The organism is Bacillus sp. cl95, from assembly GCF_900115925.1.
GTDB lineage: Bacteria > Bacillota > Bacilli > Bacillales > Cytobacillaceae > Neobacillus_A.
Window position 1 is genome coordinate 179,898 of the sequence record NZ_FOYF01000004.1, and the last position, 12,908, is coordinate 192,805.

Consider the following 12,908-nt stretch of genomic DNA (forward strand, 5'->3'; position numbering starts at 1 on the left):
TTCAATTGTCTTACTTGTGGATCCAAACAACCCCAGCAGAGTTGTCGTTTGCTTCGCCAAGAACTTGGAATTTCAATCCTAAGTTTGGAACTTTACGTCCTGCGTCAGGAATTGCAGTATTCATATAAGTTTTAGAATCGTCGAATCCAGATACGCCAGGAAGCCCTTTGTAATCAAAGATGCCACGAGCAGCGTTATTAATATACCACTTCGGTGTCTTATCTAATGAGAACGCCGCATCTGCCACTTGGTATCTAGTACTTTGAGCTACAGAAGGTTTTCCGTTTAGAGTACCAATAATCGCTTGTGGATGTGAGTCAACTACTCCAAGGAACCCTTCACCTGGGTGAAGTCCAACCCAGTTATCTAAATAACTGTCGTCAGCGTACCATACAACCAATCCAGTATTGTATTTTACTCCACGTGAGAATTCAAGTGCTTTGTCAGAACCAGCCCAGTTTCTCCACTCTAGGTAGTAGTAGTGATCTTTGTAATCAAATCCATTTGATGCAACAAATCCGTCCATGGTAACTTTGGCAGTGCCTTCTGCATCATCCGATAATACTACTTGGCCATCTACTGTTACAGTAAGATTATCCATTGCAAATCCATCTAATGCTAGACCGCCGTCCGTAACATATTCAAATACTAATTTCACTTTCTTACCTTTGAATTGGCTTAAGTCATAAGACTTGTCAACCCATTGACCTTTTGTTGATTCAGCACGAGCATCGCCATCTGTATCAGTGTCACCAAAAGTATCAAGAATAATTGTTCCATCGCTTGTGACAGCTTTTACATATGCATAATCATAATCAAATTCGATATCGTATAAAGCTTTGAAATCAACCTTTGCATTTGTAGCATTCGTTAAATCGATTTCTGGAGTTGTTAAAGTAGTATGAAGGTCATCGCCTTTTGTACTGTAGTAGTACTTTGCACCAAATGCTGGCTGGATGCCTTTTACAGCCTTCTTAGGAAGGTTGACTTTCACAATACCAGGATTTTTTGACTTCGTGACACTTTGGTCAATTGTTGCAAAATAACCTTTTTTGTTGATGTCTTTATAATCAATTTCAGTAATATTAGCCCAGTTACCGCCAATTGTCTTTTGGAAGAAATCCTTATTTTGTGGAGAGAAGCTTGGTGCTGCAGTACCAGCAATCTTCCCGTTCCAGCTTCCACCCGACATGATAGACCATGAAGCTACTGGCTCACCTTGACCAGAGTATTGCGTGTCATACTCATCTGGTAAACCTAAATCATGACCGAATTCGTGAGCAAAAACACCAACAGCTCCATCTTCAGGCTCGATAGTGTAATCATAAGCGGCCATTTTCCCGCCCCAATAACCTACTTTTGCTGTTGTGTTTGCAACTGGATATACTCCGTTTAGTGTCCAGCGATGAGACCAAATTGCATCGTCACCTAATTTACCACCGCCAGCTTCCTGACCAACTCCAGCATGAAGAACCATTAAGTGATCGACTAGACCGTCTGGCTCATTACGATTTCCGTCACCATCTAAATCATATTGGTCAAACTCATCATAATCAGCCAAATTGATGCCTTTTGTTACAGCTGCATTCAATGCATCCTTAACAAGATCACGGGGTCCTTTAGGAGCTAAATTATCATGACCTCCTGCAGGATTATCATCGCCGTACTCTTTAGCATTTCCTGGAACAGTTAACCAATCAGATACTTGTCCTTCAACTGTATAGCTACCACCTGATTGTTCTTCATAATATTGTTTGAATGTCTTTACCTTACTTCCATCAAATAACGTGAAGTCTTTGTCACCAAACAACATTTTTTGATAATGTTCACGGTTAAAGTCAGTTGCATACATATAACCTGGTTCCTGGACAATGTTATTATGCTTAAAATCGGCGTACTCTACTAATAGTACAAGGACCTTGTCTTTACGCACACTACCACTGTATGTAGCTTGCTTAGCAGGATCAACTTTTACTAAACCGTTAAATGAAGTTGCTGCCGTAGACGTTCCATTGCCTTTTTGAAGCTGCTTTGTTAGCTGTTGCTTTTGCTTAGCTACAAAGTCCTTTGCTTTCTTGTCAAAAGCTTGTTGTTCGTTTGTAACGGTTTTTTCAGCATGGGCTTGCTCACTCTTTTCCCCTTGCTTCTTTTCAATATATGTCTGAACTGCCTTTTGAACCTGGGCATTAGTTGCATTTTTGGCAACTAGACCACGATCCTTTAGTGCTTTTGCTAGACGATCTTGGTCAACTACATTCATATCTATCGGTGCCGATTCAACAGATGTAGCTGCTGAAACCGATTTTGGCGTTGCAGTAGAACCGACAAACGACCCTGCGAATAAAGTTGAAGCCATGATTGTGCTTGCTGTGATGCTTGAGAAAACTTTTAGTGACTTGTTTTGCTTCTTACCCAATCGAATACCCCCCGTTTTGATAGATTAATAGATGTAATATTATTGTGTTTCCAATCTGATAATCATCCTATCAAATTGATTAAATATTGTAAATATTAAAACTACTAACCTACAAAACTAGTGTAAATAGGTGTTAAAGTAACAAATTATGTGTATTTACGCAACAAATTTCTTCCTATTTTTTACTGGATAAATATTCCTTTTTACTATTTGCGGATAACTTTTTCAATGCAACGCAAACAAGCAAAAAAGTAATTCTTTTGCTCTTCCAAAAGTGTTCCGTTAACAAATCCAAATGAATAGAGATGAAAAATCTTATTTTGTCTTTTTGAAGGATTTGTGAAGTCAATTATGACAGTATTGTGAACATCCACGTTCAGACGATTAAAGCAGTAGGTATTGATGATAAAATAATAAACGAGATGATAACACTATATCGGAGTTGAAAAGATGATTAAAAAAGTCTTCTTATTTTCTTCCATGATCCTTTGCCTACTATCATCACCCATCTTCTCTAATGTTGTAGGTACCACCTTATTTTCCTATACGGTATCCTATGCTTCAGGAGAAACAGACAGTCATTCTAATGCCTCTGCCAATCATGATGACGCAGCAAGACCAGCCGTTGCTGCATCCATCAATCCCGATAATGATCATACAGCTAATATCCCTTTTCCTGCATACGTTTTACCAGGTTCGATTGGTATAATTAGCATTCTTTTAATGGGAAGTTATTGGTTTATATTTCGTAAAAGAAGCATGAAATAATTGAAAGCCGCAATGGATTGAATTCCGATTGCGGCTTTTTTCTTAACACCAAGAGGTTTCTGCAGAATATTTCTTTATTAATGAAACGCCCTCCAGAAAGACGATTGCGTATCAATGATATCCATGATTCTTGTAAAAGGAATTTTAAACGTTGGAAAGCCTGCTGCGTAGGGAGCAATTTCGTATGGAGCGAAGTAAATGTTTAAATCATTTTCTGTAATAAAATACGGCTGATCAGCACTGATGCCTTTATAAGTATCAGGAAACACATAACTGTATTGTTCATCGTATTTAATTTGAAGGGCAATGATATCACTTAGCACCTTGACATAATCACTTCCAGGTTTAAATAAGTCCTTTAACTGATAGAAAGTTCCCGTCTTCAGATTGATATGTGCATAAATCTTCGTTGGCATCCCATGTGCAGCGCCAAATGGATAATTATAAGCGCTTAACTTTAGTTGAACGAGGATATTTTTATAAAAAGGCACTTCAAAGTCACCGACATAATTCGATTCGAGCTGGGCATTTTCGTCTATCTTTTTCACACCTGACATGTCAGCTAGCTTTCGATTTACCTTTACTTGAATATCTTTATCAGAGTAGCCCTCAATTTGAGGGTAGTAGACTAAATAATCACGATTGGGTTTGAACTTTCTTTCATGAACGGAATATTGATTGTTTAGTTCAATGACAGTATTTTGCTTCCACACAACACTGCCATTTTTGTCAAAATAGTAAAGACGATAATCAATATTCCCTTCAATTAGATATCCTTGAATCTCCAATATACCGCTGCCACTGACCATCGGTAATCTTTCATTTCTCTTTCCACTACGGTCTATGAAAAAGGTATATTGGTCATTGAAAACGGAAGCGACACCGTTCTTAAAGTCATAGATGCGATTGAATAAAAATCCTGTCAACATATGACCTTTATCGTCGCCAAGGGCGTAAGTTGAACCCATATAGGGCTTTTCTGCATCTCGAGCTTTTCCGATTGAATATCTACCTTCACCTAAATTGTCAATTTCATTGTATTTTGGATGGAAAACAAATTTTCCCTCCCTGTTGATGAGCCCATACATGTTTTGATAATCCTCTGCTGTATTTACAACCGCCCTACCTTTTGAAAACGGCTGCGCTCCTGTAAATTGCGGCTGGATAACCACCATTCCCTGTTCATCCATATACCCGAATTTTTCTCCTGCTTTCTTTTGAAAAGCAAGGAGGCCATCACCTAAATTCCCGACATACTCATAGTCGTAAACGGCCAATTCTTTGCCTGTCAAACCAATTAGTGCGTATTTTCCATCCTGGCGTTTGACAAGAGCCTTCTGATTTTTAAAATCATAGGCTGTTTCAAATTGAAGGGGAATCACTTCGCGGCCTTGTCGATTCAGATAACCGTATAAGTATTTTCCTTCTGCATTTGTATTTGCAAAGACGGCCCTTCCGTCATGAAAATCACCTATAAAACTATAAACTGATTCAGTTGTCTCCTTGCCACTCTCATCGATGACTTTGAACCCTTTAGACGTAATGACCGTTGCCCGCCCTTCAAAAAATGGATTGATCGTATCATATTTAGGCTTAACAATGAAATAACCTTTTCCATTTATAAGTCCCGCCTCGTTCATCAACTCTACAACCGCTAGGCCATTTTCTTGAAAGTTTTGGGCTCCATCATAAATTGGAGGCAGGATAAAGTCACCTTTATTATTAATAAATCCCCACTTTGTACCTCCAACTTTTCTGACGGAAGCACGGTGAAGAATATTTCCTTTTCGGATTTTTTCAAACTCCGAGAGTTCTTCTAGTTCTGCAATCACTCTAAGACTAAAATCCGTTTCAGTACCTTGCAGCACAAACAAATAATATTTGTCCTCGATTGTATATACACCGTACTTATCACTGTAAAGTGATTTGGAAACCTCATACTTCTTATCTAAATAAAGATCGGTTAAATACAACTTTGCTCCAATTGGCAACAGATTCTTAATTCTGTCTATCATATTTTCTTTATCGTACATTCCTATTACTCCTAACATTTGTTCCGTTTTCATGCACATTGAAATATTTCATCCCTTACATATATATGGGAGGGCTTTTAACATGTTACCCGACCTCAGGGAGAGAAGGATGCGGCCAAGTTAGGTTTCTGCTCCGATCTCAATCTATGTGTCGAAAGAAATAATAAAAAGTCGAACCAGCACAGTGTCTGCTTCGACTTTTTTCTACTTTCTTTATAAAGAAATTCCTCCCAACCCAAGTATGGAAATGGATTTGTCTTTGCAGGAACAAACAGAATATGGCGGTGTGAGCAGAGCTAGAACTAGACTCGTTTTATGAATAAAAATTCCTATTCTGTTCAATGAGTTTCAATTCCCTTTTAGGTTGCGCAGCTCCGCCCCATTTCCACAGAAAAAACACCTGAATACTAGATTCAAGTGTTTTAGAGAAAAGCTTTTATTTTTCGCAGCCAAAAACAATTCCATTTTGTTTTCTAGCCTTTTCCGTAATATTCAGCACAACCTGGCTGAGTTCTTTTAGGCGAAGATATTCAGAAGTATTTCCTGATTCAATAATCTTCACAAACTCTTCTACTTCATAGACCATATCTTGCTCAGATTGCTCGACGCCTAGTGATTCCTTCGTTTTAGAATGATTGTCATGGAATTGAATGCTCGTAATAGGCGCAGCATCCTCAAGGATAAATATGCCCTTTTCACCATGAATTTCACAAGGAAGCGTGGAATCAGAGATTTTTGAACAAAGAATGGTAATGCTAAAATCCTCGTAATGCAGCAGGAGTGTACCACTGCCATCTACTCCCGTCCTCAACATCATCGGGTGATAAGAAACATCTTTTGGTTCACCAAACAATGCGACGACCACATAAATTGGATATACCCCTAAATCAACGAGGGCCCCACCTGAAAATTCAGCTGTGAAAATATTGGGGTCTTCTCCCTTTAAAAACAAATCATAGCGCGACGAGTAGCTTATGTATTGAAAGAGACCCCCTGAAATTTTACCCGCTCGATTCAGGTTATCTTTCAGTATTTGAAGGTTTGGAGCATGAAGATTTCGGATTGCTTCAAAAACAAAAACGCCATTTTCTTCAGCTGTTTTAAATGCGGCTTCTAATTGTGCAGAGTTAGAAAAGATAGGTTTCTCACAAATCACGTGCTTCTTATTTTTCAAAAAAGTAAGAGCCTGTTCAAAGTGAAGAGAATTCGGTGAAGCTATATAAACAACATCGATTTCAGGACTTTGTGCCATTTCATCTAAGTTTGTAAATACACGTGCCGAGTGAAATGGGGCTGCAATTTCTTTCCCTTTCTCAAGTGAACGCGAAAAAACGCCCGTTACATTAAGCTTTCCACTGAGCTTAACAGCCTCTAAAAAACTAGATGTAATCCAACTTGTTCCAACTGTACCTAAATTCATATGTATCAATCTCCCTTCGTAATATTTCTATCTTAAACGAAAAAAGTATCCGAACCAAATGATTCGGATACTCCCTAAAAAATAGATGAGGTTTTCGCCGATAGGCTTAGCTCCCCGTGCTAGCAAATGCCTTCAATCCGCGATTCCAAAATGAGTAGGCGATGAAACAACAAACGAGTGCCACAACTGGCGTCCATAGGGCAAATTCCTTGTAGCCTGATTTACCGATAAAATAGGCAGCCGGATAAAATGCCGTAAACCCATATGGAATGATCCAAGTTAAGAATGTTCGGATGCCCTTGTGGTAAATAGTTAAAGGATATCGGGCAAAATCACTCAAGTTGAACACTGCCCACACGATCGGCAAACTATCAACCATCCAGAACGAAAATGTAGCAAAGAACAAATTAATCGCCACAAAAATCATTCCGGATGAAATGATCATAATGATCAAGAAAAGGATTTCCATTGCTCCCCACGCAATATCCAGATGCGGAATCGATGTACCTAAAATGATTAATCCAATAAATAGTTGGCCAAAGCCATCCTGATGCAGACGGTCTGCCAATAAGTGAAATAATGGATTCACCGGTCTGATTAATAGACGATCTAATTGTCCCGGTCGGATATATTGCCAGCCAAGCGTCCATAAATTATCAAAGAATATCTGGTGAATCGAGCGACCCGTTGCCGCAATTCCATAGATAAAAAGAATTTCATAGAAACTCCATCCGTTAATTTGCTCGATGTGATCAAAGACAACTTTTACAAAAAAGATGGATGCAAATTGCTCCAGCATGACAGAAAAGATACCAATGAGAAAATCGATGCGATATTCCATCATGACTTTCATATGGCTCTTCGCAAACTCCCAATATAATCTGCTATAACGTTTCAAAAATTTTCCCTCCTATCCTCCAAAAATCGTAATCTGTTTCAGCGCCTGAGTCCAAATCACGCGAACCAGGACGTAAAGGAAGACGAGCCAAAACAGTTGAATGCCGATAGCCATATAAGCATCCGTTCCCGTTATCAATCCAGAATAGATGGAGACCGGTAAGAACACCATTGCCTGAAAAGGCAGGAACTCTGTAATGGTCTGTAACCAATCCGGAAACAGTGTAATTGGAACAAGCGCACCCGAAAAGAACACGATAAGTGATTCCTTTAAGACCCGTACTCCCCAAACATTGACTGTCCAAAAGGCAAGCACACCAACAAGAAAATCAAAAAACGTACCAATCCAGATTCCACAAATGCCACTAACAATGAACAGCAGAATCGTTCCTACTGATGGTGGAGCATTCAAATCAAGAAAGAAATAGGCGATGACGACAATGGGAATAGTGCCTTGGAAAAAATACATGATTTTTGAACCGATATCCATGGCGAACAACTTAAAAATCATGTCATAAGGTCTCATCAACTCTATGGAAACATTTCCGTTCTTAATATTTTGTGATAACTCATTACCAACCCCACCCACATAACCTTGGAGGATCATCGCGATCACGATATAGGTGAGCATCGTTGATAGATTGATATTCTCTATTGTTGATTGTTTGGCATAAACAGCCTGCCAAAAATAATAAATGATTAATAGCCTCATGACCGCCGAGGCCGTTCCCGCCCAATACCATGCAGAATAGGCTGCGCCTTCCTGCATTTTTATCTTAGCCATTTGCAAGTACTTTCTCATCTTCCCCCACCTTCTCCTGCTTTGTATATAATTGTTCCACGATTGTTTCGATTTTCGGATCTGATATCGATAGATCCTGAATTTCATAGTTTGCCATCATTTCTGAAATGACAAATGAGCTTGAAATCTCTTCATGATCGAAAGATAAACTGACTTTGTTTTCTTCCTCTGAACTTTCCAATACCGCTACTTTGCCATGAAGTCCTTGCGGCAGTTCGAACGTTTCCATTTTTTCCATTTCAAAATGAATGACACGCTTCTGGCCAAATCTACGCTTGATTTCTTCAAGACCACCATCGTAAAGAATGTTTCCGTCATCAATGATGATGATGCGATCGCAAATCTCTTCAATATCCTGCATATCATGAGTTGTCAGAAGGACCGTCGTTCCCCATTCTTCGTTCATTTCTTTAATGAACTTACGAATCTTTACCTTCACAGCAATATCTAGTCCGATTGTTGGCTCATCCAAATAGACAATGGATGGACGGTGGAAAAAGGCTGCCGCAAGCTCACAGCGCATTTTTTGCCCAAGTGACAGTTGCCTTACTGGCACTCCCAGCAATGGTTCAAGGTTTAACACTTCTGTGAACTTTGCGAGGGTTTCTTGGTATTGTTCTTCTGGGATTTCGTAAATGTGCTTGAGCAAATGAAAAGATTCCCTAACTGGAATATCCCAGAATAATTGCGTTCTTTGTCCAAAAACAGCCCCAATATTTTTAGCATTTTTCTGACGGTTTTCATAAGGCACAAGACCATTGACCGTCACTTTTCCCTCTGATGGCGTTAAGATACCCGTCAGCATTTTAATCGTTGTGGATTTACCAGCCCCGTTTGCACCGATATAACCTACTGTCTCACCTTGTTTAATCGTAAAGCTAACGCCTTTTACAGCTTCTTTTGTTTCATACTTCCTAACGAATAATGACTTGATCGCACCTTTTAAACCAGGATCACGTTTAACAAGCTTATATTCCTTTTTTAAATTCTCAACTGTAATCAAAATAATAACTCCTCTCCGAACATATATTCGATTTTTGCGCACAAAAAAACCACAGACAGCTGCTCTGTGGTTTGTTTTATCAACAAAAAGTTCATACAACTACACAAGAATAAGCAGGCCTTCAAAACGATCTATTAAATTGGTTGCTGAAAAAGTATTAACAATCATTTTTGCGAGCCTCCTTTAATGTATTCCTCTCAAATTATACCTATGAATGAAATAATTGTAAATAATAATTTGGTAAATTTTATTAGAAAGAGGTAATGGATATCCATTAATAATTTTCATACTCAAAGTAGGGATTTTGCGATTGAGGGTGCTAATACACAGGGTGAATTTACCCTTTAAGAGTAAACCGTTACTAAGTTAAGCTATTATAAAAGATATTTGAATTCTCTATTTGTGTAACTGTCTGGTTTATTTGTGTAAATCTAACTTCTATTTGTGGGATTTCCGATTCTCTTTTTATCTGTCACATCTCATACACAAAACACTCCCCAAAACCAACATCAAATGTCTTCATTCTTCTTTCATACAGGTTAATTCAGCGGGATAGATGGAAAAATATCTTTATTTATGTTATATATACAATTAACTTAACAGTAGTTCATTAATGAAAGAGGTTGAATATCGTGGACCATAACGTGTCTAATTTTATACGGGATATTGTCATCAAAGATCTTGAAACTGGTAAACGCGATCATGTGATTACCCGCTTTCCTCCAGAGCCAAATGGATACTTACATATCGGTCATGCTAAATCGATTCTGATAAATTTTGAATTAGCAGATGAGTTTAAAGGTAAAACGAATCTAAGATTCGATGATACAAATCCTTTAAAGGAAGATATCGAGTATGTAAACTCCATTAAGGAAGATGTAAAATGGCTTGGTTACGATTGGGATAACCTCTATTTCGCTTCTGATTATTTCGAAGAGATGTACGAGCGCGCTGTGCTTCTTATTAAAAAGGGATTAGCTTATGTCGATGATCTTTCTGCAGATGAAATCCGTGAGTACCGTGGAACATTGACGGAACCAGGTAAAGAGAGTCCTTACCGCGATCGTTCCATTGAAGAAAACCTTGAGCTTTTTGAAAAAATGAAGAATGGTGAGTTTGGAAATGGTGAGCGCGTCCTTCGTGCCAAGATTGATATGAAATCACCTAACATCAACTTACGCGATCCAGTTATCTACCGTATCGCACATGCAACGCACCATAACACAGGTGACAAGTGGTGCATCTATCCGATGTACGCATTTGCGCACCCGCTTGAAGATGCCATCGAAGGCGTGACACATTCGATCTGTACGGTTGAGTTTGAAGATCAACGTCCACTTTATGACTGGATTGTTGAAAAATGTGAAATGAACGCAACTCCACAACAAATCGAGTTCGGTCGTTTGAACGTTACCAACACGGTAATGAGCAAAAGAAAATTAAAACAACTTGTAGATGAAGGATTTGTGGATGGTTGGGATGATCCACGCATGCCTACGATTTCTGGTATGAGACGTAAAGGCTTCACGCCTGAATCCATTCGTGCCTTCGTCCGTGAAACAGGCGTTTCAAAAGGTTCTGGTGCTGTTGATGAGCAAATGCTTGAGCACTTTGTACGTGAAGACCTTAAATTGAAAGCACCACGAACGATGGGTATCTTAAAGCCACTTAAGGTTGTCATCACAAACTATCCTGAGGATCAAGTGGAGATGCTCGAAGCAGAGGTTAACCCTGAGAACCCTGAAATGGGCAAGCATGAAATCTCTTTCTCAAGAGAAATTTATATCGAGCAAGATGATTTTATGGAGAACCCGCCAAACAAGTATTTCCGCTTGTTCCCTGGCAATGAAGTTCGCTTAAAAAATGCATATTTTATTAAATGTGAAGATGTGATTAAGGATGCTGAAGGCAATGTGGTCGAGCTACATTGTACCTACGACCCTGAAACAAAGAGCGGCACTGGTTTCACTGGAAGAAAAGTAAAAGGAACGATCCACTGGGTGGATGCAAAAAATGCTGTTCCTGCAGAATTCCGCCTTTATGAGCCATTGATTAAGGACGATGAAATTAAGGAAGAAGGTACAACTTTCCTTGATCATGTAAATCCTAATTCTCTTGAAATTGTTCATGGTTTTGTTGAGCCGAAAATGAAAGATGTTCAGCCTCAAGACAAGTTCCAATTCTTTAGACATGGTTACTTCAATGTTGATCCAAAGTATACAAGCGGCGATCGCATTGTTTTCAACCGCATCGTTTCGTTAAAGAGTTCATTTAAAATTTAATATTCATAAAAAGGCCGTTTTCGCACTGATTGTTGCTTTTCGCATGCTACTTTCATACCGCATTCTTGATGGCTTCGGGGCTCTTTTCGAGAAGTTACTGAATCAAGAATTCATAAAAAATCGTAAAAATCCAAAAGTCGATTTTTACTTTTGCTTGTGAAAACAACAAAGTTTACGAAAAGAGCCTATGAAAAAGACCTAATCTCCTAAAGAAGATTAGGTCTTTTCTATTTTGGAACTTCTAATATAACTTTCGTTCCTTTATCGGGGCTCGAGATGATTTGCAATTCTCCTCCGACTGAACGGGCTCTTTCCTCCATACTGAACAACCCAACCCCACGCGGCGTACCTGATTTGGCAAATCCTTTTCCCTGATCTTCAACCATGACTCGAATCATTTCTTCTGTCTCACGAATGGTCACCGTTGCTTTCTGCACTTCCGCGTACTTGCGGATATTGGTGAGTGATTCCTGGATAATACGATAAATGGTTGTTTCGGTATGGAAATCTAACCTCTCAGTCAAAACGCATTCAAAGTACACATCTATTCGATAATGCTCTGAGAAACGAGTCAAAAATGAACGAATGGCTGGCACAAGTCCGAGGTCATCCAGAACGGACGGGCGCAACTCCCACGAAATCTCACGGACTTCTTCAATCAATTGAGTAGCTTCCTGCTGCATTTGCTCAATGAGAGGATGATTGACCTCAGACATCAAACGATTGATTGTAATGAGATGGCTGTAAAGGTTTTGTCCAATACCATCATGCAGGTTTCGCGATAGCCGTTTCCGTTCTTCTTCCTGTACATCGATCAATCTTGTTGTCAACCTTTTCAATTCTTCTTCAATTTGCTTACGCTTCGTGATTTCATGACGGATTGCCATGTATTGATATGGCTTCCCTTCTCCATCAAGAAAAGGAACGATGGTAGTATCTACCCAATAATAACTACCGTCTTTGGCTACATTTTTTATTTCACCACGCCAAACTTCTCCTCGCGATATCGTGTTCCATAAATCTTTCATGAATTCTTTGGAATGGTGGCCTGAATTGATTATGCGGTGATCCTTGCCTATCAGTTCATTCTCCCGATATTTCGAGATCTCACAAAACTTTTCATTTACATATGTAATTTTGCCCTTGGCATCTGTTATCGCAACAATATTGGATTCATCAAGAGCAAATTTCAGATCGAAAAGCTCATTTAATGACTGTGAAAATTCCTTTTTCAAATGTGGATTTTCGTAGTGATTGTTACCTTCTCTTTCCATATGAAGCCTCCTG

9 protein-coding genes are annotated in these 12,908 nt (G+C 39.1%); 2 read left to right on the forward strand and 7 right to left on the reverse strand.

The features are described 5' to 3' along the window. Positions 1 to 10 precede the first annotated feature (10 nt). Positions 11 to 2,356 carry an immune inhibitor A domain-containing protein gene (locus BMZ31_RS12975; protein WP_090832455.1) on the reverse strand — a complete coding sequence of 782 codons (2,346 nt, stop codon included), beginning with the start codon at positions 2,354 to 2,356 and terminating at the stop codon, positions 11 to 13. Positions 2,357 to 2,866: 510 nt separating this feature from the next. Here BMZ31_RS12975 and BMZ31_RS12980 point away from each other — a divergent pair. Further along, the gene (locus BMZ31_RS12980; RefSeq protein ID WP_090832189.1) at positions 2,867 to 3,184 is read left to right on the forward strand and encodes a hypothetical protein; all 318 of its coding nucleotides are present in this window, start codon (positions 2,867 to 2,869) and stop codon (positions 3,182 to 3,184) included. A gap of 77 nt (positions 3,185 to 3,261) precedes the next feature. Here BMZ31_RS12980 and BMZ31_RS12985 read toward each other — a convergent pair whose 3' ends face one another. The 5 genes from BMZ31_RS12985 to BMZ31_RS13005 all read right to left on the reverse strand — a co-directional run bounded on the left by BMZ31_RS12985 (position 3,262) and on the right by BMZ31_RS13005 (position 9,339). Beyond that, positions 3,262 to 5,217: a WG repeat-containing protein gene (locus tag BMZ31_RS12985; RefSeq protein ID WP_254778799.1), complete on the reverse strand. Its 1,956-nt coding sequence runs from the start codon at positions 5,215 to 5,217 to the stop codon at positions 3,262 to 3,264. A gap of 436 nt (positions 5,218 to 5,653) precedes the next feature. Beyond that, a complete protein-coding gene (locus tag BMZ31_RS12990) occupies positions 5,654 to 6,637 on the reverse strand; it encodes a Gfo/Idh/MocA family protein (RefSeq protein ID WP_090832190.1) in 984 nt (327 codons plus the stop codon). Between the two features lie 106 nt (positions 6,638 to 6,743). Then, entirely contained in the window at positions 6,744 to 7,490 is a 747-nt protein-coding gene (locus tag BMZ31_RS12995) for an ABC transporter permease (protein WP_090832459.1), read from the reverse strand. A 57-nt stretch (positions 7,491 to 7,547) separates the two neighbouring features. Then, positions 7,548 to 8,336, reverse strand: coding sequence for an ABC transporter permease (locus BMZ31_RS13000; RefSeq protein WP_090832191.1), 789 nt, complete (start codon positions 8,334 to 8,336; stop codon positions 7,548 to 7,550). After that, on the reverse strand, positions 8,311 to 9,339 hold the full coding sequence (locus BMZ31_RS13005; protein WP_090832192.1) for an ABC transporter ATP-binding protein: 1,029 nt from the start codon (positions 9,337 to 9,339) through the stop codon (positions 8,311 to 8,313). The genes BMZ31_RS13000 and BMZ31_RS13005 overlap by 26 nt, the downstream gene beginning before the upstream one ends. Before the next feature lie 632 nt (positions 9,340 to 9,971). Between BMZ31_RS13005 and BMZ31_RS13010 the strand changes: the two genes are divergently transcribed. Further along, a complete protein-coding gene (locus tag BMZ31_RS13010) occupies positions 9,972 to 11,621 on the forward strand; it encodes a glutamine--tRNA ligase/YqeY domain fusion protein (RefSeq protein WP_090832193.1) in 1,650 nt (549 codons plus the stop codon). A gap of 227 nt (positions 11,622 to 11,848) precedes the next feature. Here BMZ31_RS13010 and BMZ31_RS13015 read toward each other — a convergent pair whose 3' ends face one another. After that, positions 11,849 to 12,895 carry a PAS domain-containing sensor histidine kinase gene (locus BMZ31_RS13015; protein WP_090832194.1) on the reverse strand — a complete coding sequence of 349 codons (1,047 nt, stop codon included), beginning with the start codon at positions 12,893 to 12,895 and terminating at the stop codon, positions 11,849 to 11,851. Positions 12,896 to 12,908 lie beyond the last annotated feature (13 nt).